Consider the following 24,038-nt stretch of genomic DNA (forward strand, 5'->3'; position numbering starts at 1 on the left):
CGGCGGGACAAAAACCGGCTCGGTCATGGACCAAAGCGTAACGGTGAGCCCTGACATGAGTCAGGTCGGCTCAAGTTAGCGTAACGTGGAGTGGTGCCTGACACCCCGTTCGGCTTTGCCCTCCCGGGCGGCCAACCACCAGATCCCAATGACCCACAGCAAATGCAGCAATTCCTGGCCGGGTTGCAGCAACTCATGGCCCAGTCGCAAGGCGGCAGCGGTCCCGTGAACTGGGATCTTGCCCGGCAGGTCGCGACGACTTCACTCAACAGCGAAGGCGGCGACCCAGCGGTGACGCCTGCCGACAAGGCGGCCATTCAGGAGGCTCTGCGTCTGGCCGACCTGTGGCTGGAGCCGGTGACCGCGCTGCCCAGTGGCGTCGTCGTGGCCACCGCGTGGAACCGCAATGAGTGGATCTACAACACCATGGACGTGTGGAAGAAGCTCGCCGACCCGGTCGCCGAGCACATGGTCGCCGCTATGAGCGACCTGATTCCACCGGAGGCGCGCGCACAACTCGGGCCGATGTCCACCATGATCACCGCGCTTGGCGGCGCGCTGTTTGGCGGGCAGTTCGGTCAGGCTCTGGCCAAACTGGCGACGGAGGTCCTTTCCGCCGGCGAGATCGGCCTGCCGCTAGGACCGGCTGGCACGGCCGCGCTCATCCCCGCAAACCTCCGGGTGTACGGCGAAGGCCTCGACGTTGACCCCAACGAGCTGCGGCTATTCGTCGCTCTGCGCGAGGCCGCGCACCAGCGGCTCTTCGGGCACGTCCCGTGGCTGCGTGGGCACATCCTCAACACCGTCGATACCTATGCGCGGGGCATCCGCGTCGACCGGGAGGCGATCGAGGAAGCCATGCGGCAAATCGATCCGCAGGATCCGCAGTCGATGCAGGGCTTGCAGCTCGAAGGAGTCTTCGCCCAAGACGACACCGAGCAGCAGCGCGCGGCGCTGCGACGGCTGGAAACAGCTTTGGCGCTCGTGGAGGGCTGGGTCTGTCACGTCGTGGAGACGTCGGCCGAAGGCCGCTTGCCACAGGTTCAGAAGCTCGCTGAGGCGTTCCGGCGCCGTCGCGCGGCTGGCGGGCCCGCCGAGTCGACCTTCGCCGCTCTCGTCGGCTTGGAGCTGCGTCCCCGCAAACTTCGCGAGGCGGCCACGTTGTGGGCTGCGCTAACCGAGCATCGTGGCGTCGCCGGCCGCGACGCGCTCTGGGGTCACCCCGACTTGCTTCCGTCCGAAGAGGACTTCGCCGACCCGGCTGGATACGCACAGTCGCAGTTGGACTTAAGCGAGCTCGAAGGCTTCGGCGACCTCGACGCGAACGGCGGTTTCAAAACCGACCGTGATGAGAAGCCGGGGCCGGAGCAAGCCGAGCCGGGCGAGGACGACGGCGGCACTAGCCGACCGTGATCTGGGCCGCCGCGGCGATCCCTTCGAGGTAGCCGCGGGCCCGCTCCGTCTTGGGGTAACGCCCGACCAGCTCCCAGAAGCGAGCATTGTGGCCGGGCACGATAAGGTGCACCAGCTCGTGCAGCAGCACGTAGTCAGCCACCCAGCGCGGCATCTCGCGCACCTTGTCGGAAAGGCGGATCGTGCGGTCCGACGGCGTGCAGGAGCCCCAGCGGCCGTTCTGGTTGTGCACCCACCGAACGCTGGCCGGGATCGCGACATCGCCATATTCGGGCAGGTATCGAGACGCCAGCTGACGTGCCCGCTGCGCAAGATCAGCATCACTTCGGTGAATGCGCTGATCGCGGGCGGCTAGCCGGGCGAGCATCCGGTCGACCCATTCCGTCTCCTCGGCTCGCGAGAATTGGTTGGGGATCAGGACGACAACGCGTTCTCCGTCGCGGTAGGCGGACACCGTGCGGCGGCGGCGCTCACTGCGCCGCACTTCAACCACGGGCTTGCGCCCCGCACCGCTCACGGGAAGGACGCTAGCTTGCCCTGGCCAGGGGTCCGCAAGAGCCAATTTTCTGATCATCGCTAGATTTACAGCGATAAGTGGCTTTTGGCATATAAATTCAACGAGTCAGGGTGACCCGAATCTCTCTCATATCCGATACGCACGATAGCTCCGGCGTGTCCCGGCTTACCTGACTTGTCTGCTGAGTTCGGGCAGGCAGACTTCCACCGTCCACGGCGACAGTCGACGGCATCGAATTGACCATTGAGGAGGAATCGTGGCTAAGACCGAGACGTACAACGGCTACTGCGTGAAGTGCAAGGAGAAGCGGGACTTCGAAGGGACCGTGACCATCTCCAAGACCAACATGCGGATGGCCAAGGGACCCTGCCCGGTGTGCGGCACCACCGTGAACCGCATCCTCGGGAAGGCCGAAGCCAAAGCCTGAGCGCAGGCCGGGCTGGCCGGGGTTATTCGCGGCCCCGGCCAGCTAGATAACTAGATCGCTGATGTGGATAACTTGGGGATAACCCCGGTGATCATCGGGGATAGCCTGTGGATAACTCTGGGGATAGCTTTCTGATCACGCATTATTTGAAGCTGTGACCACGCTTTCCCGGCCCACCCTGCTCCCTGGCCTTCGCCCGCTCTGGCGTCATCAGCACGCCGTTCAGCTGGGCACCGACCCGGCCCAGGCGGTCGTGTTGGAGCTGCCTCACCCGGCCGCCGCCAAGCTGCTCGACCTGCTCGACGGGTCGCGCACGGAGCGGGTGATCATCGGGGAGATGAGCCGGATCGGGATGGCGGAACAAGACGTTGTCTCGACCCTCGCCAGCTTGGCCGAGGCAGGGCTCGTCGTGCCGGCGAACACGCTCTTGCCAACAGCCCTGGCGGCTGAGGAACGGCGGCGGATCATCCCGGAAGCCGCCGCCATCGCGGTCCGGTTCCGGGACCGGCCCGCCAGTCCTGCGGTCATCTTGAGGCGCCGCCAGCGGGCCAAAATCATCATCACGGGTGACGGAAGCATCGCCGATCACGTGACGACCGCCTTGCGCGACGCGGGAGTTGGCATCGTGACGAAGGCGACCGTGGCCGAAGCGACAGCAGCCCGTGGCGAGCACGTTTTCGTCGTCCACATTGGACTCGTGCGCCCGGTCCGCAGCAAGCTGCCGCACCTGGCGGTGAGTGTGCGCGACGGTGTCGCCATCGTCGGCCCATTGGTGCCAGCGGCGGCAGGCCCGTGCCTGTGCTGTCTGGACCTGCACCGCACGGACCGCGATCCGGTCTGGCCCCGGCTGGCCGAGCAGCTTTCTAGCGACGGGCCAGCACACGCCCCATGTCCATCGGCGACAGCGATGACCGCGGCAGGGTTCGCCGCCGCTGAGATTCTGGCCTATCTAGACGGTGCCCAGCCCTCCGCGATCGGCGTGACCGTCGAGATCAGCGGCACCGCGCCGTGGCGCAGACGCACCTGGACACCGCATCCCCAATGCGGCTGCACGCGCCGGCGCCGCCGAACCTTCACGCCTTCACCTCCGGAAAGGCCGCTCGGTCAGTAACAATGAGCCAGTGACCGACATCCCGCGGCGAGCCGTCGCACGCAGCGCCAAGCTGGCTTCGCTTCCCCTGAGCTTCGCCGGCCGCACGGTCCTGGGCTTTTCCAAGCGGATGACCGGTTTCGCTTCGGAAGTGATCTCGGCCGAGATCCAGGAACGCACCGCTGAGCAGCTTTTCAGCGTCCTCGGGCAGCTCAAGGGCGGCGCGATGAAACTGGGCCAGGCCTTGAGTGTGTTCGAAGCAGCGCTGCCAGAAGCCCTCGCGCAGCCCTATCGCGACGCACTGACGAAGCTTCAGGAAGCGGCTCCACCCATGCCGTCGGCGACTGTCCACAAAGTCCTGGCCGAGCAGCTCGGCCCCGACTGGCGCAAGCTGTTCAAGGAATTCGACGACACTCCCGCGGCGGCGGCCAGCATCGGCCAGGTGCACAAGGCGGAGTGGAAGGTGCCCCGCAAACGCACCGGTGTCCCCGTCGCGGTAAAGATCCAGTACCCGGGAGCGGGCGACGCCCTCATCGCCGACCTCGGTCAGCTGTCCCGCATGGCGGCACTGTTCAAGGTGATTCAGCCCGGGCTCGACGTCAAACCCCTCGTCGCCGAGTTACGCGAACGGGTCGTCGAGGAACTGGACTATCTCCTTGAGGCCGAAAGCCAGACCGCGTTCGCGAAGGCCTACGAGGACGATCCGCAGATCTTTGTCCCGCAAGTGCTCAAGGCGGGCAGCCGGGTTCTGGTGACCGAGTGGGTTCAGGGCACTCCACTGTCGACAGTCATCGGCTCAGGCACGGTCGCCCAACGAGACCGGGCCGGAGCGCTGATGGCCACGCTTCACTTTTCGGCCCCGCAACGGGCTGGGCTCCTGCACGCCGATCCGCATCCAGGCAACTACCGCTTGATGGAAGACGGCCGGCTCGCCGTGATCGATTTCGGTGCGGTGGCACGGCTTCCTGACGGTCTGCCCGAACCGGTCGGCCGGCTGACGCGGCTTGCCTTGGAGGGCAAGGCACAAGACGTCCTTGCGGGTTTACGCGAAGAGGGATTCGTCAAGCCAGACTTGGAAATCGACGCTGACGCCGTCTTGGAATACCTTCTGCCGATGCTCGATCCGCTCAAAGTGGACGAGTTCCGGTTCACCCGTGCTTGGCTGCGTGCTGAGGCGGCTCGGATCGCTAGTCCACGCAGCCCTGCGTACCAGCTGGGAAGGCAATTGAACCTGCCACCGTCCTACCTGATGATCCAGCGCGTGACGCTCGGGTCGATCGGGGTGCTGTGTCAGCTGGAGGCGAAGGCGCACTACCGCGCCATTGTCGAGGAATGGGTTCCAGGTTTCGCGCCATAGCAAGGCGAAAGCCGGGAGCTGGGGGGCTCCCGGCTTTCGCTATTGAAGTTTTCTACCGGCCGGAGCGAAGACGGCTCGCCATGCGGCGTGCGCGGACAGCGATCTGGCGTGCGGAACGGGAAGCCTCAGAGGAGATGGTCTGAGGCTCGTGCATTCGCGCTCGGCTCATAGCTTCATGGATGGTATACATCTCGATCAATCCGTTCTGTTCGATGTTCATTAGGTTTGTCCTTTGTGGTGGTACCTGCCGAAAGATCGGCTGGTGATTGGTTTACGGAACTTACGCTGCCAGCTGGACAGTGTCGCGGCCGATAACGGTCGCGGCCACCCGAGCCTCTGCCTCAGCCGCTAGAGCGGCCTCACGGGCAAGGTCGTCCTTACGTGGCCGGCCCCGAGGACGCTTACGTGCCACGACGGCACCACGCTCGAAGATCTCGCCACCCCAGACGCCCCAGGGCTCTTCACGGTCAAGAGCACCTGCAAGGCACTCAACCCGAAGCGGGCAGTCCCCACAGAGGGACTTTGCGAGCTCCAGTTCGGCTGGAGCGTCGGCGAACCACAGGTCCGGGTCGAACTTACGACAGGGCAGTTCCGCACCCAGTTCGAGGCTTACACCTACTGGGTCCAATACCAGAGTCATCTCCCGGTCACCTCTCTTTCGTTTCTCGATCTTGTGGATCGGTCTTCTGGTGCTGCCCGAATGGGGGTTCGGGCAAATAAGTAAGGCCGCGGATCCCGGTTTGCGGGTTCCGCGGCCTCGAAGGTGAGCCGGTGGTCTGGATCTAGTCCTAGACCGGCCTTCTTCGAGGCGGTTTTCCGCGGAATCCACCGAGCTTGTTGCTCGGACGGGTCTCAACGCCCATGTAGCCCCGCTTGACGCCAGACGCCAGAATTTGGGCCTGGTGCACCTGCGGCAGCTGAGCCACCACTGGCGTGGTGACGGCCGGAGAAGCCACGGCGAAGCGCGGATCCGGCGAAACAGTGCAAACGCCAGCGGCGGCGAATGCCGACACCGGCGTGTTGTTCTTCAACGTCATCTCCATCGGACTCGCCTCCTTCCGGCGCTTTAGTACGACCCCCAGCAAGGGTTCTTGCGGGTGTGACCAGAGGCTATGTCGGCCCCCGGCGAGAGCGCAAACGAATTACGCCTCTGTTGCCAAATCTTTTTCAAGATTTTTTTGCGCGGGTGTTTCATCGGCCCATTTTTCGACCGAATCCCCTGCTAGCAAGCCCCGCACCGCTTCACCATAGAGCTCAAGTTTCCGGCTGCCAATTCCCGCAATGGCCAAAAGTCCGGCATTGTCAGATGGCCGCCGCTCCGCCAGAGCGGTCAGTGTCGCGTCAGTGAACACCACATAGGCCGGCACTTTCGCCGCCGTCGCGGTGCGCACACGCCACTCTCGCAGGCGCTCGAAGAGGTCTTCGTCCATAGTGGACGGACACGTGGCGCAGCGGCCCAGTTTGCGGTCTATCCCAGCGAATAGTGTCGTGCCACACACTCGGCAGCTGACGATGACGGTCTTGCGACGGTCACTGCGCGCCTTGGGCGTTTGCTTGGACGGTGCAGACGGATTGCTGTTGAGCGCCGGCAGGAAGCGGCACGGGCGGCGCGCTCTGCCGCCCGGCGAGCGGGCCTCCCCAAGGCTGAGCCACAGCCACTGGCGCGCCCGCGTGATGCCGACATAGAGCAAGCGCCGTTCCTCTTCGAGTGCCTCGAAGGAGCGGGCATAACTGGTCGGCAAGGTGCCTTCGGCTAGCCCGACCAAGAAGACCGCGTCCCACTCCAGGCCCTTGGCCGAATGCAGGCTCGCCAGCGTGACCCCGGCCACGGTCGGCACGTGCTGCTGCTCGGCCCGCCGGGCGAGGTCGGCCACGAAACCTTCCAGCGACGCGGGCTGGAACGCGGACGCGAGGCGCACCAGCGAAGCGAGCGCCTCCCAGCGTTCGCGAGCCGCACCACCGGGCGGTGGGCGCTCGGGTTGCCAGCCGAGCCCGCTCAGCACCGAGCTAACGGTGCCGGGCAAGTCCTCGTCTTCGTCGCCGGACTCGGCTCGCGTCGCCGCCCGCAGCGAAGCCATGGCTTGCCGGATCTCAGCCCGCTCGAAGAACCTTTCGCCGCCGCGCAACACATAAGGCACCCCAGCATCTGCCAAGGCTTCCTCGTACGTCTCGGACTGTGCGTTGGCACGAAACAAAATCGCGATCTCTTGCGCGGGCGTCCCGGAGGCGATCAGCTCGGCACAACGCCGGGCCACGGCAACAGCTTCGGTCACCTCGTCGGGAAAGACGCGGATCTCGGGGTCGGGCCCAGGCGGCCGCTGCCCCACGAGATCGAGCCGCAGCCGCGACTCGGCGCCCCGCGCCTGCCCGATCACGGCGTTGGCCAGCCCCACGATCTGTGGCGTGGAGCGGTAGTCGCGCACGAGCCGCACAACAGTGGCGTCTCTGTAGCGGCGAGCGAAGTCGACCAAATAGGAGGAGGTGGCACCCGTGAACGAATAGATGGTCTGCGCCGCGTCACCAACGACGGTCAGATCACGGCGGCCGCCGAGCCAGGCATCGAGCAGCCGCTGCTGCAAAGGGTTGACGTCTTGGTATTCGTCGACGACCAAGTGGCGGTATTGCGCACGGATCTGCTCGGCGACGTCAGAGTGCTCTTCGATGCCCCAGCACATCGCGCGCAGCAGATCCTCAAAGTCGATCACACCGGCTGACCGCTTGGCCTTCTCGTAGGCGACGTAGACCGCCACGACCTGCTCTGGATCGAGCGGGGTTTCCCGGTTGGCCTTGGCCGCGGCCACCACATATTCGCCGGGCTCTACTAAGGACGATTTGGCCCACTCGATCTCCGAGGCGAGGTCTCGCGCGATGGTGCGGTCAGCGCGGACGCTCGCCTTGGTGGCGGCGAGCATGATGAGCCGGGTCTTGCTCTCGACCAGCTCGGGCACATCGCGCCCACTGAGCAACCGCGGGCCGAAGAAGCGCAGCTGACGCAAAGCCGCCGCATGGAACGTGCGGGCCTGAACCCCATGCGCCTCAAGGGAACCGAGCCGCTCTCGCAATTGCGCGGCGGCCCGTGAAGTGAACGTCACCGCGAGCACATGACGGGCTTGCACCTGGCCGGTGACGACACGATGCGCGATGCGGTGCGTGATCGCCCGGGTCTTGCCCGTGCCCGCACCAGCAAGGATGCAGACAGGACCGGGCGCGGCGGTGACCGCCGCCGTTTGCTCCTCGTCTAGCCCTCGCAAGATTGAGCCGCCCATCACAAAGCGACATCATTCCAGTAGCCACCGACGTTCACCGCAATAGAGTTACCGCGCGCCGTCCCGTAAAAGGAGCCACAAGCATGCTGACCATGTATTCGACGACCTGGTGTGGTTACTGTCACCGGCTTAAAAGCCAGTTTGACCGCGAAGGAATCGCTTACACGGTGGTCGACATCGAGCAGGATCTAGCCGCGGCTGAATACGTCATGAGTGTCAACGGTGGCAACCAGACCGTCCCGACCGTCCGCTTCCCGGACGGTAGCGCGATGACGAACCCCAGCATCATCGACGTGAAGCAAAAGCTCAGCTAAGCCACTTCGGGGCGTCAAGCCGGACGACTTTTACCCGCTGGCGCCCTGATCGCACCGCCCCCACAGACGCGAGAGCCCGGGCTAGCTGCAACGCTGAATCGAGATTATCGGCTTCGGCGACTTGGCGGCGCTGCTCCGGGCTCGTGCTCTCATCGCGCAGAGGGGCGTCGTCCAAAAAGGACGCTGCGACCTCCTCCGGCGCAAACGGCCGGACCTCGGTCCGGACGATGAGAAAACGCATGAGCAACCCGCTTCGCATGAGGTGTTGAAGCCACTCTGGGTCACAGCACACGGTGGAATCAAGAAAGTACCAACGAACGGACAACAGCCCCGCCTAAACGGGTGACTCAGCGTAATAGCAGTCCAATGATGCCGTAAGCGGTCGATTACTCACGGTGCCAGACTTGACGAAAGAGTTCTTTCGAAAGGTATGCTTCGACATGTGACCGAGATTCCGACCCGGAAAGTGACTGACCCGCTCATGCTGCGGGCCATGGCTCACCCCGTGCGGCTAAAGCTGATCAACGCGTTGATCCTGCTCGGCCCGTCGACGGCGACCGAGCTCGGCGAGCATCTCGGCGAAACGCCCGCCAACTGCTCGTGGCACCTGCGGCAGCTGTCGAAATACGGGTTCATCGAAGAGGCGACCGAGCTTCCCGCACACGGGCGCAACCGGCCGTGGCGATGGGTGCCCAAGGGAACGCAATGGGGCAGCCCAGAAGACTCGGCAGAGATGGCGATCGCCGGGCGTGAAGTCTCCGACGCGATGCTCGCCTTCGAGCTGTCGGAGCGAAACGCTTGGGAGGAACGCAAATCCGCCGAGCCGCTGGATTGGCAGACCGCTCCGTTCACCAATCAGAGCATCGCCTGGCTGACCACCGAAGAGCTGCAGGCTATCGACGACACGATCCGTGCGCTTTACCTGGACAACGCGGAACGGCTGACCGACCCTTCCACCCGTCCCGAAGGCGCCCGGCCGGTTCGGCTCGTGGCGTGGGGTGTCCCGGCCCGCTGACCCTCCAAAGGAGACTTCCGATGCGCAAGGTGATGCGCCGCCCCGAATTTCGCTGGCTGTTCGCTGGCATGACCTTCAGCATGATCGCTGAATCCATTCTGCTGCTTGCCCTCGCGGTCTGGGTGAAGACGCTGACCGGCTCAGATGGCATGGCCGGCGCGACGATTTTCGCGGTCGTCGCTCCCATGACGCTCGCGCCGTTCGTCGGTTACTTCGTGGATCGCTTCCCGCGCAAGCCTTTCCTCGTCTCGGCGCTGCTCGCTTCCGCCGTTCTGCTCACTCCGCTATTTCTGGTACGCGAACGCGACGACGTCTGGATCGTCTATGCGGTCTCGGTCGGTTACGGACTTTCCTACATCTCGGTCAGCTCCGCGCTCAACGCGCTGATCAAAGAAACGATCCCGGAAGATCTGCTGGCCGAAGCCAACGGCGCCCTGCAAACGGTCCGTCAAGGGCTGCGGCTCATTGCCCCGTTAGTCGGTGCGACCCTTTACGTGGCGACAAAAGGCTGGGGCCTCGCGCTCGCCGGCATCGGCTGCTTCCTGCTGGCCGCTTTGGTTACTTCATTTTTGACGGTACCCCGTAAGCCCGCCCCCACCATGGAAATGCACTGGCTGCGCGAGGTTGGTGCCGGGGTGAGCCACATCGTGCGCACGCCAGCGTTGCGCCGCATGACGATCGGCGTTACCGCGGCTCTCATCATGTTCGGCATGAGTGAGTCCGCTTCTTTTGCGCTCGTGGACAAAGGCTTGCACCGGCCACCGGAGTTCCTTGCCTGGTTCCTTAGCCTGCAAGGCATTGGCGGCATCATTGGCGGACTGACCGCCGCCAAAGTCGTCGCCAAGATTGGCGAGATCGCGACCGCCGCATTGGGGCTAGCGCTCTTCCTGCCACTGACGGTCGCCGCGCTCTGGCCGCAGCTGTGGGTGTTGCTGGCGACGTCGCTGATCGCCGGGATCGGATTGCCCTACATCATCGTTGGCTTGATGACGCTCATGCAGCGCCTGACGCCACACGAGATTCTCGGCCGCGCCTCGTCGGCTATGGACGCGATGCTCAGCGGCCCCCAGGCGCTATCGATCGGCCTGGGAGCCGTGCTGGTGGGGCTGGTGTCCTTCAAGACGTTGTTCGCCATCATGGCCGTCGTGGTTGGACTGTCCGCCCTCTACCTGTTTGCCGCTCGTGGGCTAAGCCCCCGCCGCCCAGCGGGTGACGAGGCGATAGGCGATGCTGCTGCGGTTCGGGAGCCGGAAGTCGTCTGAAACTCCCGCGATCACCGCATTGACTTCGGCCCGGGTGAACCAGCGTGCGTCGGCCAGCTCGGCTGGATCGGCGACTACCGGTTCGGCCGGGTCGGCTAGTGCGGTGAACCCGAGCATGAGCGAGCGGGGATAAGGATGCGGTTGACTGCCCACATAGGACACCTGGTGCACGTGCACTCCGGCTTCCTCAAGCACTTCCCGGGCGACAGCCGCTTCGGCCGTCTCCCCCGGCTCGATGAAGCCGGCGAGCGTGGAGTAGCGGCGGACGCCTTGACTGGGCGGCCACAGAGCTCCTGAGCCCATCAAGGCCTTGCCCTGCGGTCCGCTCACACCATCGTGGACGAGCATGATGACGGCCGGATCGGTGCGTGGGAAGTGCAACTCCCCGTTGGGTTCCCGGCGCACCCAGCCGCCTTGCTCCAGCACCGTGGGCTCACCGGTCATCGGCGAGAAGGTGTAATCCTTGTGCCATTGCACCAATCCGAGCGCCTGAGCGAACAGTTTCGCGTCACGCACGTTCAGGTCGGCGCCGGTTTCCCAGAGGTGCTTAAGCTCGGCGCCAGGTGCGGATCGCGGCGTGCCCGCGACGGCGAAATAGGGCGTGCCCGCCTCATCGACGCCTAGGAAAAGGCGGTCTCCAGCGAGGTCTTCAGGCGTGCTCAGCACCAGGCAGTCATCGGCGACCATGGCCCGGCCATCGGGCGCGATCACCACGACAAGGGCGCGTTCCCAAGCTTCTTCGAGCCATTGCGGGTCACCGCGCCGAAACGCCGCCCGGTCCAGCGGTGGATAGAGGGTGGTAGCGGCACCGGCCAGACCTCCCTGACCGGTGCCGGGGTGACCATTCGTCATGACGCGACCGGCAGGATCGCCGCCACTTCATCGCGGATCTTCGACGCGTCGCCGAGCACGACGACGGCTCCACGAGCCGGGGCAAGGTGATCGCGTGCCACGCGCCGCACATCGTCGAGCGTCGCCGCCTGCAACCGCGCCGCATGCTCGGCCAGGTAGTTCAGCCGCAGCCCGAATCCGGCGTAGGTGCTCGCGAGGCCAGCCAGACCAGCTTGTGTGGACATTCCTAATTGGAGTGTCCCCAGCGCGTATTGGCGCGCCTGCTCCAGCTCGGCTTCAGCCGGCGGCAGCGAGGCGAGACGGCCCAGCTCGTAGAGCGTCTCGACGAGCGCGGGAGCGGTCACCTCGGTGGCCACTTCCGCTGACACCACGAGCGACGATCCGGCGACCGAGTGCTCGATGCTTGAGTGCGGGCCGTAGGTGTATCCCTTGTCCTCACGGATGTTTTCGACCCAGCGCGACGAGAAGTAGCCGCCGAACACGAGGTTAGCCAGCTGCAGCGCCGCGTGATCGGGGTCGGTCCGCCGCACGGCCGGCAGGGCTATCCGCAACGAGGACTGAACCGCCCCCGGACGGTCCGCCAAAACCAGTGGCCCAGGCACCAGAGCAGGGGCGTCGGGCAGAACGAGCGGTGAGCCACCGCCATCCCAGGCGCCGAGGTGACGTTCCGCTGCCGCCAACGCTTCCTCTGGGTCGAGGTCGCCCACGATCACCAGCGTGGCACCGGCCGCCTTGACCCGCTGCGCGTGCAGGTTGCGCAGGTCTTGCGGCGAGACCGCCCGAACCTCTTCCACTGACGGCGTTTGCACCGCATAGGGGTGCGTGCCATACATCCGCTTGAGCAGCGCCACCCGTGCCAGGTGCGACGGCTGGCTTAGCGCCACCTGGATCCGGTCGGCGAGGCGGTCGCGTTCCGTGTCGACCTCGTGGTCGGGATAGGACGCTTCGAACAGCACCTCGGCGAGCAGCTCCAGTAGCCGGTCCACCCCGGTCACCAGCGCGTTGCCGCTGACCAGCAGCCGGTCGGGGTCTGCCGCCGCGTTCAGACCGCCACCGACAGTCTGCAACTCAGCGGCTATCTCGACGGTGGACTTCTTACTAGTACCAGAAAGAAGTGTTTGGGATATAAGAGAACTCGGCGCCAATGGTGTTTCGGCGAACGGAACCCGGAGCCGGACTTCAGCCAGTGGCACCGAACGCCGCTGGATCGCGATGATCGTCAGCCCGTTGGGCAAAGTCACTTCGGCTTGCAACGGCAGCGTGAGCGGACGGTTCTCGTCCAGATCCGGAAGAGTCGTTGTCATGACTGTCCGCCTCCTGGCATGACTTCGATGGAAGCCCGGCGGTTCGGGCGGAGCGCGGCCGCGGCCTGGCGGATCTGCTCCTCGGTGACCTCGGACAGCTGGTGCGGCAAATCGTTGAGCAGACCCGGATTTCCGCGCTGGAGTTCGAGAACGGCCATGCGCAGGGCGCGGCCGAGCACGGCATCGGTTTCCCGCAACAGGTGCGTGGCCATGCGGGCTTGCGTGCGGGCGAGTTCACCCGGGGCGAGTCCGTCGTTGGCGAGCCGGTCGAGCTCTTCGTCAAACGTCGCTAGCACCTTGTCAGCGCTGCCCTGCGGCGGCATGTGCGCTTGCAGCAACAGCGCGGTGGGGTCGCGTACCTCGAAGGGCTCACCCATGAAACCGAGGTAACCGCCGACGCTCGTGACCGACCGGTCTTTGAGGACCATCCGCTCGACGAGCCGTGAGGCTTCGCCATCGGTCAGGACTTCGGCCAGCACGACGTAAGGCAGGTACTCACCGAACTTCGTGATGGGGTTAGGCACCCGCCAAGCGGCCGCGATGGCCGGCAGGGGCGCCAGTGCGTCCACATAGGACTCACGGCGTTCCTCAGACAGATCCGGCTCGTCGAAATCAGGGCGCTGCGGAGCGGGCCGTGAGGGCACATCGCCGAAGTGCTTTTCAATCAGTTTCCGGGTCTCGTCAAGGTCGAGGTCGCCCGAGACGCTCAACGTCGCGTTGCCGCAGGCGTAGTAGCGGTCGAAGAACTCGGCGGCGTCACTAACCGTAGCGGCTTCAAGATCGGTGAACGAGCCGTAGCCATCGTGCGCGTTGGGGAAGGTATCGAACATGACCGGCGGGAGCTTCAGCCACGGGAACCCGCCGTAAGGACGGTTCAGGACATTTACCCTGATCTCTTCCTTAACGACATCGATCTGGTTTTGCAGATTCTCCTCGGTGAGCCGTGGCCCGCGCATGCGGTCGGCTTCCAGGAACAGCATCCGCTCCAGGGCGTTGCTCGGCACGGTCTCGAAATAGTCGGTGTAGTCGAGGTGGGTCGAACCGTTGAATGTCCCGCCAGCTCCCTGGACGTGCCGGAAGTGCGCCAGCTTCTCCAGATTGGTGGAGCCCTGGAACATCAAGTGCTCGAATAGGTGGGCGAAACCGGTGCGGCCCTCCGGCTCGGACCGGATGCCAACGTCATAGACAACCGCTACGCCGACAACCGGTGCACTGCGGTCCGGGCTAAGCACCACCCGAAGCCCGTTGGGGAGCGTAAATCGCTCAACCTGGTAATGGGTACGCGGAATCTGCACGGGACCACCCTAGCGCTCCGCCGGCGGACCGGCCCACAGGAACGAGGTGCTGGGCGAGTGCTCGCGCCTGTGCCCTGATCTCCGGTACGGCCGTCGTCTCCCACAGCGTGCCGCGCCGCGCCGGCCCCAAGGTGTAGATCTGTGCTGGTCGATGGGTACGGCCGAGGAGCGCACCGTGCTCGTCAGTGTCCAGGCCGAGGCCGTGCGGCCCCGAGCGCGCGAGCCCATCGGCGATCAGTGACCGGACGAGTTGATTCGTCGTCACGGGACCGGGGCCGGTGCAGTTGATGACCGCCGCGTAGTGGCCCGTGCTGATCCCTTCCGGCCCGCGCGTGATCACTTCGGTGCCGTTTACCCCGCAGACCTCGCCTTTCTTGACCGTCATCAAGCCGCTGACAGCGGAGGCCACCGCGGGTGCCATCCGGTGCCGGTGCACCTCCCAGAACCGGCTGACGTGGCGCAAGAATCGCTGCTGATCGGCAGGTGAGAGCCGCTGCCACAGATCGTTCCAATGTGGACGCAGGCCATCCATGACGGACTGCCAGTCATGGGGCACGCCGCGGATCTCGCGGAGCAGGCCGCTCAGGGTGCGGCTGCGAGGCAGGGGCACGGTCAGCGCGGCGTGTGGCGCGTGAACTTGGGGCAGCAGACCGTGCCGGGAGATCGCGGTGACAGCCCGGCCCAGCGTGAGGGCCACGTCGACAGCCGTTAGACCGGTGCCCACGAGCAGGATGTCGCCCTCGGGCAGATCGTCTAGAGCACCGGGCCGCCACGGATCCTTGATGTAGCAGTGCGCGTTCGTGACCGGGAACGGCTGCCGGGGCGGTGGGTTTCCCACGGCCAGCACGACTTTTTCCGCCGGGACGACGACGTCATCGGCCAGCAAGACGGTCAGCCCGCCGCCGTTGGCTTCGAAGACGCGTGCGACGTGTCCTCTGTGGACGGCCAGGTCACCCCAGCCGTCGGCGTCACGCAGCGATTCGCCCAGGTAGTCGCCATACCAGGCACGGGGCACGAAATCACCGGCCTGGATGAGCGGATCGCGCTCACGACACCAGCGCAAGAAGTGCAGCGGATCGTCCGGCTCGGCACTCATCGCGCTCACGGGCGAGTTGAGCAGGTGCCAGGGCGCTGCTGTGCCGTAGGCCAGACCCCGGCCAGGGCGGGCACCGGGATCGATGAGCACCACGAGCCAGCCCGCCCGGACCAGCTCACGTGCCGCGAACACCCCGCTACACCCAGCACCTACGACCACAGCACTCACGCCGAAGCCTCCCTTCGGTCAGCTTCGCCGCGAGGCACTAGCCACCCTGCAATCCCGATTCGCTCGGGCAAGCCCTCGCCCACGCCGAACACTCCCTCCGGTCGCGTTCGCCGCAGGAGCCCAAGTCGCACTGCAATCCCGATTCGCTCGGGCAAGCCCTCGCTCATGAACCCACCCTAAACCCGGTAATTCCTATCGGCAAGGTAGGCGATCGGATTAGCTCCGGCGAGACCGCCGGTAGGACCAGAAGGCGAACCCACCGAAGAACAACGCTATCGGGAGGATGACCAGCCAGCGCCGCCAGTCGTCGCTGTGCACGAGCGGGTTGGCGGTCCCCTTGGCCGCGGGAGCCTGGGGGGATTCGGAGCCCTTGGCCGTGGGCTTTGCCGTCGGAGCCGGGCTCGCGGAACCAACCTTTATCGCGTTGCTGATGTCAGCCTTGCCCGCTCCGAATTGGACATCCGGACCGGACGCTCCGGCATCGGTGGCAGAACGGCGCAGCAGCTGAACGACCTGATCCGCCTTGAGTTCCGGGAAGTTCGACCACACCACCGCTGCTACCCCGGCTAGCACAGCCGCTGCCGCTGCCGGGCCATCAGCCTGGCGGTAGCCGCCTAGCGGATGTGGAGCCATCAGGCCTTCACCCGGTACCGCGATGCCGGTTGTCCGCCCGCTTGAAGAAACAGTGCGCGTTTGGCCGGTGCTGTCGACCGGGATGGCGGTCAGCACTCCTGGATAAGACGCGGGCCACGGGCTGGCATCCGCCGTGACCACGAGCACGCCCTTGAGCACGGCGATCTCGATCGCGAACTGGAGCCGCTCACTGGGCACGCTCGCCCGCGCGACGCAGATGATGTTGGCACCACGGCTCACGGCCAGCTCAATGCCGGTGGCCAGCCGATCCGGGTCGCCACCGCTCTCACCAAAGGCCGGGGCGTAAGCGATCGGCAGGATCTTGACTCCGGGCGCGACACCGAGAATGCCCGCGTCAGTGCCACCCGAGCCGGACGTGTGCCCGTGCCCGGCGATCAGCCCGGCCAGCGCCGTTCCGCGCCCGTCCACATCGCTAGCTGGCGTTTCAGGGCCGCCCGGCAGCACCTGGCCGGTCAGATCCGGGTGTGAGGTGTCCACACCGGAATCGACCACGGCGACGGTCATCCCTTTACCGGTCGACTTTTTGTGCACCTCGGTCAGACCGAGGCTGTTGATCTGCCATTGGGACAGGCGGATCACATCCGGCTCAGCGGCGGCAGCCGCGCTGGGGCTGCCGGCGAGCAGGGCAGTGAGGAGTACTGCGGCCAATACGCGCACGGAGGGAACATACCCCGAGTTGCGGCTTGCGACGCAAAGAGGAGGTGAGACGATTTCACGCGCTGCCGCGGCCCGCGGCGTCACCGTGGGGGAAGCAATTCGATGACGGCGGCCGCTTCGGCCGGATGCCACGGGGCAAGCACGATGGCAGCGCCTGCGATCAGCGCGATTAGCGCCACCAGGCAAACCATCCCGAGTTCCCGCATCATGGCGCCGACCTTGCCTGGCCTAGCGGGTTAGCGCAATCAATTACCCGACGAGGGCAGCTCGGTAATCAGGGCAGACAGTTCCTCCGCCGAGAGCAGGTCGGCCGGCCGAACGGTGACATTTTGCCGCACATAGTGGAAGGCCGCGCTAACCAATTCCACCGGAATGTCCTTTAACGACGCCCACGCCAGCCGATAGGCGGCGAGCTGGATGGCGGCCGCGTTCGCCGCGGCACCGCTGGGCACCTGCCCGGTTTTCCAGTCCACGACCTCAAACCCGTCGCCCGAGGCGAAAACGGCATCCATCCGGCCTCTGACAACCACGCCACCCAAGTTCACGACGAACGGTGTCTCCACCGCGACCGGCACACGGTCAGCCCAGGCGCTCTCCTCAAAAGCGGCTTTCAGGGCGGTGAGCTGATCGTCGGGGGCTTCATCAACGTCACCGAACTCGTCTAGGTCGAACAACGTGGCCGCGCCATAGCGCTCTTCAAGCCAGCGGTGAAACGCCGTTCCCCTTCTGGCATAAGGATCTGGAGCTTGCGGAAGGGGACGGCGCAGCGAGCTGGCGAGCGCGACCGGGTCCTTGCGCAACGTCACTAGCTGCGACACCGATAGGTGCCCGGGCAACGGAACCTCCGTTGTCGCCGCTAGCCGTGCTTGCTCGGCTCGCTCGGCTAGCAGCAGATCGGCTTCGCGTGTCCACTTAGTCTGCCGGGGAGTCGCCGCCAGAACCCGTTGCGCGGCAAGGGTTACCGCCGGTCGCCGGTCGCCCAGCGGGTCGAACGGCCATACGATCTCGGCCGGAGCACTGGCCGGGTTGACCGCGTCCTCGGGTGGCGGCGGTGTCCATACGCTGAGGTATCCCTGGCCCTGCTCACAAACCGCGGCGATCTCCTCAAGCAACGGTGAGGCACCACGTGGCCTCTTGACCCCATCGCCCCACCAGTAACCCGAGGCAAACAGCCAGCTGCGCGGCCGCGTCACCGCGACATAAGCCAGCCGCCGCTCCTCGCGCTGATCGTGTTCACGCCACGCTTCCTCAAAGTCCTTGTAGGCCGCGCCAAGAGCCTTCTGGTCGTGCCCTTCGATGTTGAGGACAGGGAGCCCGGATCGGTCGCCACGCAACGGAAACGGCAAGACGCCCAAGCCCATCAGGTAGTGGTCCGAGCCCTGGGTGCGTCCCGGCCACACGCCTTTTGAAAGCCCGGCCACGGCCACCACATCCCACTCCAGACCCTTGGCCGCGTGCGCGGTCAGGATCTGCACCGCTCCCTCGGCGACGTCGACCTCACCCGGAGCCAGGCCACGCTCTTCGTTCTCGGCGGCGGCCAGATAGGACAGAAACGCCGACAGCGGCGCGCCATCGGTTTCCACGCCGAACCGGTAGCCGACCTCCGTCAGCGTGTCGAGGTGCGCCCGCGCCAGCCCCGCGTCGCCAGCTTGGGCCGCGGCACGCACGGCCACCTCCACGTCCAGGCCGATGGTCCGGGAGATGTCCGCGATGAGATCGCTTAGGGGCTGGTCCAGGCGCTGCCGCAACAAGTTCATTTCTCGCGCGTACGCCGTGAGCCGTGCGAACCCTTCAGCGGAGTAGTTCTCAGCGGACCCCAGGTTGTCCAGTGCCTCGCTCAGCGCCGCCTCATCGAGACGGTCCGCCATGGCTGGTTCTATTTCTGTCCGGCGCTCGCGGGCTAGCTCGCGGGACCTGCGGTGCAGGGCGACGAGGTCACGTGGCCCGAGCCGCCAGCGCGATCCCGTGAGCAACCGGATCAGGCTCGCCCCGTCGGACGGGTCGGCCAGGGCGCGCAGGGTGCACACCACGTCACGAACTTCAGGAGTGTCGAGCAGTCCCCCGAGCCCGACGACTTCAACCGGCAAACCCCTGGCACGCAAAGCGGTTTCGATCGGCCCGATCTGCGACCGGAGCCGGACGAGCACGGCTGACGTTGGCCGCCGCGTGAGCGGAATATGCGCCGGATGCTGATCGTCAGCCACCTTCGCGTGCGACCGCCAAGCCGTGACGATGTTGTCGGCGATCCACTCGGCCTCGTCGAGATAGGTCTCCAAAAGTCCACATTGGACGATGGCCGGATCTTCGCTGCCTGACGTGAGCGCGACCACGGACATGTCCCGCAGCGGGGCACTGACCGCGTTGGCCACCGCCAGGATCTCCGCCCGGTTGCGGAAACTCCGGCTCAGCGACAGCCGCAACGCTGGCGTCTCCACCCGCCGCAACTTGCCCTTACTTTTCCCCTCCGCAAGGGAGGTGGGCACATTGCGGATAGCTGGGAACTCGGTGGGGAAACGTTCGAGGGTGCCCGCGGAAGCGCCACGCCAGCCGTAGATGGACTGACACGGGTCGCCAACCGCGGTCACGGGATGACCTTCGCCGAACAGGGCGCGCAGCAACACCACTTGGGCGTGGCTCGTGTCCTGATATTCGTCGAGCAGCACGACTCGGAAGCGGTCCCGTTCGGCGGCACCAACTTCGGGATGGTCTCGTGCCACGCGGGCGGCCCGCGACATCTGGTCGCCAAAGTCCATGGCTTCTAAGGCGAGCTTCCTTTCGGAATACCCACGGACCAAAGGCAGCAACTGAAGGCGGGCCCGCTGCCGGCCGAGCAGCTTGACCACATCGGCCATCATCTTGCCCGGCTTGGCACTGACCGTGTGATGGAAGCGGCCCGTCCAGGCGGCCAGTTCATCAGCGGAGACAAGGTGTTCGGCCATTTCGCCGGCGAGGGCGAGGATCGCGGCGGCGACGGTCGAGGGAGCCGAATCGACCTGTGTCATGTCGCCGTCATAGCTGCGCACCACTTCGTCGGCGAGCTGCCAGCAAGACGCTTCGGTAAGCAACCGTGAGCTCGGCTCAAACCCTGACCGCAGACCGTGTTCGGTGACGATACGCGCACCGAAGGAGTGATACGTCGCGATCGTTGGCTCACCGTCGATCTCGCCGATGTGACGGCGCAACTGTCCTAACCGGACACGCACGCGGTGGGCCAGCTCGCCCGCCGCCTTTCGCGTGAACGTCAAGCCCAGCACGTGTTCCGGTTGCACGTAACCGTTGGCGACAAGCCATAGCACGCGTGCCGCCATCGTTTCCGTCTTGCCCGAACCCGCTCCGGCGACGACGAGCACCGGCTCCACGGGAGCGGCGATCACGGCCGCCTGTTCCGGTGTCGGTGGATGCAGCTTCAGCTTCGCGGCCAGCTCCGCCGGAGTCCAGCGGGGGCCTTCGGCGACAACGCTCACGGCTCCACCACCTGGCGGCCCTTGCCCGACACGGGACAGCTCGACTTGACGGGACACACGCGGCACGAGTCATTCGCTTTGGCGGCAAAGGTTGAGGCGGCCATGGTGTCCGCGGTGCGGTAAACCATCTCGTGTGCCCAGCGCGGATCCTCTGCTTGCCGCAACGGAATCTGCGACTGCTCCTTGGCGTCCTTGTGCGTCGTTCCTAATTGGACCAATGCGGCTCCGCCGCTGACGTCACCCTCGTCAAACGCGCCTTCTTCCACGGCGACCTGATAAGCCCCGAGTTGCGGGTGCTCAGGCAGCTCTGAAGCCGCGGCGGTGGTGGTCTTTCCCGTCTTCAGGTCGATAACGACGAGGTTGCCGAACTCGTCGACTTCAAGCCGGTCCACCCGTCCCGTCAGCTCGATCGGCGGCGTGGCGTCAAGGCGCACACTGAACTCGCGCTCGATATCGACCAGGCGGCGCGGGTTTTCGGCGAGCCAGCGGGTCAGCTTCGCGATCATCTGATCGGCCCGCTCGCGTTCCCGCCCGGTGAGCCACCGGGCGGCCAGTTCGATCGCGTCGAACCGCGCGGCCACATATTCCACCAGCGCGGTGGGATCTTTCGATGCCTCGTCGGCGAGCATCGCCGCCGCGTGAACGAGATTGCCCACGCCTTGAGCGGCCGTCGACGGTGCGGAGCCGCCATGCTTTTCGAGCAGCCACCGCAGACCGCAGCGCAGTGCACTCTCCATTGTGGACGGTGTCACGCGTACCGGCTCTTTTTCGTCGGCGCCACGCAACGGGCGGTCGTCGGACAGCTCCGGCAGACCCCACCATTGCGTAGGATGCGCGCCGGGCACCCGCTCTTGCGCGAGCCGGGCCAGCTCGGCGACGGCGTCCTCATCGCCGGCCACAGCCGCCACCCTTAGCTCAGCGACAAGGCCAGCCAGCGTCATCGGCCGTTGCGGGCGCGTCAGCGACAGTTCGCCATCGTCCACTTCGGTCAGCTCATGCAGGAAACGGCTCGGCCGGTCTTCGCCATCGGCCCCACCGACCGCACCCGAATCCACGGCAGTGATCAGAACACGTTGCCGCGCACGGGTTACCGCGACGTGGAAAAGCCTCCGCTCCTCACGCAACAGCGCGGTCGTCTGCGCGATCCGTTGCGCTGCTTGGTTGGGATTGGCCCGCTGCGACACCTCGTCGACGAGTTGTTCCGAGCCGAGCAAACTGCCGCGCAACCGCAGGTCGGGCCAAATGCCTTCCTGAACGCCAGCGACGACAACGAAATCCCACTCAAGCCCTTTAGCGGCATGGGCCGTCAGCAAACGGACCGCTTCGCCGCGCTCCCCTCGCCTTGCCCGCGAGTCGAAGGGCAGCTCTTCACCGAGCACGTGGTCGAGGAACGTTTCGATCCGGGCGCCGGGAAGCCGGTCGGTGAACCGTGCCGCGGCATCGAAGAGCACCATGATGGCGTCAAGGTCACGGTCGGCCGCTTCGGCTCGCCGTTGCTGATCGGGGCCGATCGCGGGCTTAGTCGCCAAGCCCGTCCACTTGTCAGCCAGTCCGCTTTGGCGCCAGACCGCCCACAGGACTTCTTCTGCCGTACCAACGGTTTCGCGAGCTGTTTTAAGAAGACCCGCGACGTGCACCGCAGGGGCGGCCCAGCGCCGGTCGAGGGCGACGAGTTCAGTGGGGTCTTTCAGCGCGTCGACGATAAGATCGCCACTGGCGTGTTCCGGCCCGGCCAGCGCCCGCAACCCTTGCCGCAACCGCCGCTCCCCCAACGGGTCAATGCCCCCGAGCGGCGAGTGCAGCAGTGTTATCGCGGTTTCTTCCGTCAGCTGGTCTGGGTAAAGCGCGCAGCGCAGCAACAGCAGGAACGGCTTGACCGCCGGTTGCTGGTGCACGGGAAAGTCTTCCGCGTGGATGACGGCAGGCACTCCGGCCTGCCGCAGCGCACGTTCGTAAGTGGATAGTTGATGGCTTGCCGCACGCATGATCACAGCCATCCGTGACCAGGGCACACCGTCGGCCAAGTGTGCTTGCCGCAGGCGTTGCGCCACATAGGCTGCCTCGCTCGCGCGCGTCCGCAGAGCAAACGTCTCGGTGACGGCGTCGCCGCGGTGTCTGGTGGTGAGCGCGGTCTGTTGCGCTCCCGGGAACTGATCCGCGAACGTGCGCACGATCGTGGGGTCAGCGCCCCGGAACGCGAAAACGGATGAGTTGGGATCGCCAAACGCTATGAGCGGCTTGCCATAGGCGATCCGCTTCAGCAACTCGATCTGCGCCGGGTCAGTGTCGGCCAGCTCATCGACATACAGGAAGTCGATCTGAGCCCGCTCGTGCTCCAAAACGGACGGTTCAGCGTCAAGCAAATGCACGGCCGCACGAACCAGCTCGGCCGGGTCATAGCCGATCGAGCCACGCGTCGACGCGTCGCGCAGCGCCATCGTTTCCTGGTACTCATTCAGAAAGCGCGACGCCGCGATCCAGTCCTCGCGGTGACGCCATAGCGGATCGTTCGGCCCGACGCCTCGCTCCGCCGCCCGCAGCAGCAAGTCGCGCAGCTGTTCGGCGAACGCCCTCGTCTCCAGGGCCGGCTGCAGCGCCTCCGGCCACTTGGCGGCAGGCCCGCCGGCGAGAAGCTCGCGAATCATCAAGTCTTGCTCGGGCGCTGAAAGCAGCCGTGGTGGCGGTTCGCCCAGGAGCACCGAGCTTCGCCTGAGCAGGCCATAGGCGTAGGCCGGGAAAGTCCGCACGACCGGCTCGGAACTGGCTTGGCCGCCGATCAGCCCTTCAATCTCCTGCCTCAAGGAGTCGGCGCCCCGGCGGCTGAACGTCAGGACCAGAATCCGCTGCGGATCGGTGCCTTCGGCGATGCGGCGGGTGACAGCGTGCACCAAAGTGGACGTCTTACCGGTGCCTGCCGCACCCCGGACCAGCAGCGGGCCACGCGTGTGCGCCGCGACCCGCTCTTGCTCGTCATCCAGGGTGAGCGGCGCCCTGTCCGGCCCGGCGGTGCGGACCAGCGTCCACCGGCGTGTCATTTCGTTAGCCGGTCAGCCTCAACGATGTGTTGCACAGCTTCTTCGATGTCATCGGTCACCAGCAAGATGTCTAGGTCCACTTCGGAAATCATCCCCTGCTTGAGCATGACACCCCGGATCCAGTCCAGCAGGCCACTCCAATAGTCCACGCCCATCAGCACGACGGGGAACCGGGTCACCTTGCCGGTCTGGACGAGCGTCATCGCCTCAAACAGCTCGTCCATGGTCCCGAACCCACCGGGCAGCACCACGAATGCCTGGGCGTATTTGACGAACATCGTCTTGCGGGCGAAGAAATAGCGAAAGTCGATGCCGACATCAACCCACTCGTTGATGCCCTGCTCAAACGGCAACTCGATGCCCAGGCCCACCGACAGTCCACCCGCTTCGGTGCACCCACGGTTGGCCGCTTCCATGACACCGGGCCCGCCACCCGTGATGACGGCATATCCCGCTCTCGCGAGCGCACCCCCGAGAGCTTGCGCCATCTCACATTCTGGTGACCCGGCTTTACTGCGAGCCGAGCCGAACACACTGACCGCAGGGGGAAGATCACTGAGGGTGTCGAAGCCTTCGACGAACTCGCTGAGGATCCGCAACGTACGCCAAGCGTCGCGAACTTTCCAATCCGGACGGCCGGCGGAATCAAGTAACGCCTGATCAGCGGTGCCGGAGGCAGAGGCCGCCTCGCGCCGCAACGTCACCGGCCCACGATGCCGTTCAGGCTTGTGATCGCGTTCAGTCACGCCATCACCTTAGCCCCGTTCAATCGTTTGGCCCGGCAACAACCTGGGTATCTAGCCGCACTCAGCTAATTCACATGCGCGAAGCGCAACCTTGCGGCAGGCTCAG

At 65.6% G+C, this 24,038-nt stretch carries 21 protein-coding genes; 7 read left to right on the top strand and 14 right to left on the bottom strand.

What is annotated here, in order from left to right; all coding sequences use genetic code 11:
• Positions 1 to 93: 93 nt before the first annotated feature.
• The gene (locus A3E1_RS0133970; RefSeq protein WP_026209093.1) at positions 94 to 1,413 is read left to right on the top strand and encodes a zinc-dependent metalloprotease; all 1,320 of its coding nucleotides are present in this window, start codon (positions 94 to 96) and stop codon (positions 1,411 to 1,413) included.
• Here A3E1_RS0133970 and A3E1_RS0133975 read toward each other — a convergent pair.
• A complete protein-coding gene (locus tag A3E1_RS0133975) occupies positions 1,400 to 1,930 on the bottom strand; it encodes a M48 metallopeptidase family protein (RefSeq protein WP_020525293.1) in 531 nt (176 codons plus the stop codon). The two genes, A3E1_RS0133970 and A3E1_RS0133975, sit on opposite strands and share 14 nt — an antisense overlap.
• 256 nt (positions 1,931 to 2,186) lie before the next feature.
• Here A3E1_RS0133975 and A3E1_RS47545 point away from each other — a divergent pair, with 256 nt between their 5' ends.
• The 3 genes from A3E1_RS47545 (at position 2,187) to A3E1_RS0133990 (ending at position 4,804) form a co-directional block, all read left to right on the top strand.
• Positions 2,187 to 2,357: a DUF5679 domain-containing protein gene (locus A3E1_RS47545; RefSeq protein WP_020525294.1), complete on the top strand. Its 171-nt coding sequence runs from the start codon at positions 2,187 to 2,189 to the stop codon at positions 2,355 to 2,357.
• Between the two features lie 154 nt (positions 2,358 to 2,511).
• Positions 2,512 to 3,468 (top strand): hypothetical protein, encoded by a 957-nt coding sequence (locus tag A3E1_RS43555; protein ID WP_020525295.1) that lies wholly within the window; start codon positions 2,512 to 2,514, stop codon positions 3,466 to 3,468.
• A gap of 10 nt (positions 3,469 to 3,478) precedes the next feature.
• Positions 3,479 to 4,804 carry an ABC1 kinase family protein gene (locus tag A3E1_RS0133990; protein WP_020525296.1) on the top strand — a complete coding sequence of 442 codons (1,326 nt, stop codon included), beginning with the start codon at positions 3,479 to 3,481 and terminating at the stop codon, positions 4,802 to 4,804.
• 280 nt (positions 4,805 to 5,084) lie between these two features.
• On the opposite strand, the gene A3E1_RS0133995 is transcribed toward A3E1_RS0133990, so the two are convergent.
• From A3E1_RS0133995 to A3E1_RS0134005, 3 genes are all read right to left on the bottom strand, one after another.
• Complete coding sequence (locus tag A3E1_RS0133995; RefSeq protein ID WP_020525298.1) at positions 5,085 to 5,444, bottom strand: WhiB family transcriptional regulator; 360 nt, start codon at positions 5,442 to 5,444, stop codon at positions 5,085 to 5,087.
• Between the two features lie 148 nt (positions 5,445 to 5,592).
• Positions 5,593 to 5,847, bottom strand: a complete 255-nt coding sequence (locus tag A3E1_RS0134000; protein WP_020525299.1) for a hypothetical protein — start codon at positions 5,845 to 5,847, stop codon at positions 5,593 to 5,595.
• 99 nt (positions 5,848 to 5,946) lie between these two features.
• Positions 5,947 to 8,070 carry an ATP-dependent DNA helicase UvrD2 gene (locus tag A3E1_RS0134005; protein WP_020525300.1) on the bottom strand — a complete coding sequence of 708 codons (2,124 nt, stop codon included), beginning with the start codon at positions 8,068 to 8,070 and terminating at the stop codon, positions 5,947 to 5,949.
• An 83-nt stretch (positions 8,071 to 8,153) separates the two neighbouring features.
• Between A3E1_RS0134005 and A3E1_RS0134010 the strand changes: the two genes are divergently transcribed.
• Positions 8,154 to 8,384 (top strand): mycoredoxin, encoded by a 231-nt coding sequence (locus A3E1_RS0134010; RefSeq protein WP_020525301.1) that lies wholly within the window; start codon positions 8,154 to 8,156, stop codon positions 8,382 to 8,384.
• Here A3E1_RS0134010 and A3E1_RS0134015 read toward each other — a convergent pair.
• Positions 8,377 to 8,625: a hypothetical protein gene (locus A3E1_RS0134015; RefSeq protein ID WP_026209094.1), complete on the bottom strand. Its 249-nt coding sequence runs from the start codon at positions 8,623 to 8,625 to the stop codon at positions 8,377 to 8,379. The genes A3E1_RS0134010 and A3E1_RS0134015 overlap by 8 nt on opposite strands.
• A gap of 201 nt (positions 8,626 to 8,826) precedes the next feature.
• On the opposite strand from A3E1_RS0134015, the gene A3E1_RS0134020 reads away from it, so the two are divergent.
• Entirely contained in the window at positions 8,827 to 9,399 is a 573-nt protein-coding gene (locus A3E1_RS0134020) for a winged helix-turn-helix domain-containing protein (protein ID WP_020525303.1), read from the top strand.
• Positions 9,400 to 9,419: 20 nt separating this feature from the next.
• The gene (locus A3E1_RS0134025) at positions 9,420 to 10,661 is read left to right on the top strand and encodes an MFS transporter (protein ID WP_020525304.1); all 1,242 of its coding nucleotides are present in this window, start codon (positions 9,420 to 9,422) and stop codon (positions 10,659 to 10,661) included.
• Here A3E1_RS0134025 and nudC read toward each other — a convergent pair.
• From nudC to A3E1_RS0134070, 9 genes are all read right to left on the bottom strand, one after another.
• The gene (gene nudC, locus A3E1_RS0134030) at positions 10,587 to 11,513 is read right to left on the bottom strand and encodes an NAD(+) diphosphatase (protein WP_020525305.1); all 927 of its coding nucleotides are present in this window, start codon (positions 11,511 to 11,513) and stop codon (positions 10,587 to 10,589) included. The genes A3E1_RS0134025 and nudC overlap by 75 nt on opposite strands.
• A complete protein-coding gene (locus A3E1_RS0134035) occupies positions 11,510 to 12,817 on the bottom strand; it encodes a M16 family metallopeptidase (RefSeq protein ID WP_020525306.1) in 1,308 nt (435 codons plus the stop codon). The genes nudC and A3E1_RS0134035 overlap by 4 nt, the downstream gene beginning before the upstream one ends.
• Positions 12,814 to 14,112, bottom strand: a complete 1,299-nt coding sequence (locus tag A3E1_RS0134040; protein ID WP_040392558.1) for a M16 family metallopeptidase — start codon at positions 14,110 to 14,112, stop codon at positions 12,814 to 12,816. Before A3E1_RS0134040 ends, A3E1_RS0134035 begins: the two co-directional genes overlap by 4 nt.
• Positions 14,081 to 15,376, bottom strand: a complete 1,296-nt coding sequence (locus A3E1_RS43560) for an FAD/NAD(P)-binding protein (RefSeq protein WP_083929752.1) — start codon at positions 15,374 to 15,376, stop codon at positions 14,081 to 14,083. The genes A3E1_RS0134040 and A3E1_RS43560 overlap by 32 nt, the downstream gene beginning before the upstream one ends.
• Positions 15,377 to 15,592: 216 nt before the next feature.
• Positions 15,593 to 16,687, bottom strand: a complete 1,095-nt coding sequence (locus A3E1_RS0134050) for a S8 family serine peptidase (protein ID WP_020525309.1) — start codon at positions 16,685 to 16,687, stop codon at positions 15,593 to 15,595.
• 80 nt (positions 16,688 to 16,767) lie between these two features.
• Positions 16,768 to 16,896, bottom strand: a complete 129-nt coding sequence (locus tag A3E1_RS48885; RefSeq protein WP_020525310.1) for a hypothetical protein — start codon at positions 16,894 to 16,896, stop codon at positions 16,768 to 16,770.
• Between the two features lie 36 nt (positions 16,897 to 16,932).
• Entirely contained in the window at positions 16,933 to 20,151 is a 3,219-nt protein-coding gene (locus A3E1_RS0134060; protein WP_020525311.1) for an ATP-dependent helicase, read from the bottom strand.
• The gene (locus tag A3E1_RS0134065; protein ID WP_020525312.1) at positions 20,148 to 23,186 is read right to left on the bottom strand and encodes an ATP-dependent helicase; all 3,039 of its coding nucleotides are present in this window, start codon (positions 23,184 to 23,186) and stop codon (positions 20,148 to 20,150) included. The genes A3E1_RS0134060 and A3E1_RS0134065 overlap by 4 nt, the downstream gene beginning before the upstream one ends.
• On the bottom strand, positions 23,183 to 23,932 hold the full coding sequence (locus tag A3E1_RS0134070; protein WP_020525313.1) for an LOG family protein: 750 nt from the start codon (positions 23,930 to 23,932) through the stop codon (positions 23,183 to 23,185). The genes A3E1_RS0134065 and A3E1_RS0134070 overlap by 4 nt, the downstream gene beginning before the upstream one ends.
• Between the last annotated feature and the right edge of the window lie 106 nt (positions 23,933 to 24,038).

Origin of the sequence: Catelliglobosispora koreensis DSM 44566, assembly GCF_000379685.1 — a bacterium.
GTDB classification, from domain to species: Bacteria; Actinomycetota; Actinomycetes; order Mycobacteriales; family Micromonosporaceae; genus Catelliglobosispora; species Catelliglobosispora koreensis.

Excerpts from the sequence above, each read along its gene's own strand:
- A3E1_RS0134005 (WP_020525300.1), bottom strand. The coding sequence starts at position 8,070 with ATGGGCGGCTCAATCTTGCGAGGGCTAGACGAGGAGCAAACGGCGGCG.
- A3E1_RS0134000 (WP_020525299.1), bottom strand. The coding sequence starts at position 5,847 with ATGGAGATGACGTTGAAGAACAACACGCCGGTGTCGGCATTCGCCGCC.
- A3E1_RS0134065 (WP_020525312.1), bottom strand. The coding sequence starts at position 23,186 with ATGACACGCCGGTGGACGCTGGTCCGCACCGCCGGGCCGGACAGGGCG.
- A3E1_RS48885 (WP_020525310.1), bottom strand. The coding sequence starts at position 16,896 with ATGATGCGGGAACTCGGGATGGTTTGCCTGGTGGCGCTAATCGCGCTG.
- A3E1_RS0134035 (WP_020525306.1), bottom strand. The coding sequence starts at position 12,817 with ATGACAACGACTCTTCCGGATCTGGACGAGAACCGTCCGCTCACGCTG.
- A3E1_RS0133995 (WP_020525298.1), bottom strand. The coding sequence starts at position 5,444 with ATGACTCTGGTATTGGACCCAGTAGGTGTAAGCCTCGAACTGGGTGCG.
- nudC (WP_020525305.1), bottom strand. The coding sequence starts at position 11,513 with ATGACGAATGGTCACCCCGGCACCGGTCAGGGAGGTCTGGCCGGTGCC.
- A3E1_RS0134025 (WP_020525304.1), top strand. The coding sequence starts at position 9,420 with ATGCGCAAGGTGATGCGCCGCCCCGAATTTCGCTGGCTGTTCGCTGGC.
- A3E1_RS0134015 (WP_026209094.1), bottom strand. The coding sequence starts at position 8,625 with ATGCGTTTTCTCATCGTCCGGACCGAGGTCCGGCCGTTTGCGCCGGAG.
- A3E1_RS0134010 (WP_020525301.1), top strand. The coding sequence starts at position 8,154 with ATGCTGACCATGTATTCGACGACCTGGTGTGGTTACTGTCACCGGCTT.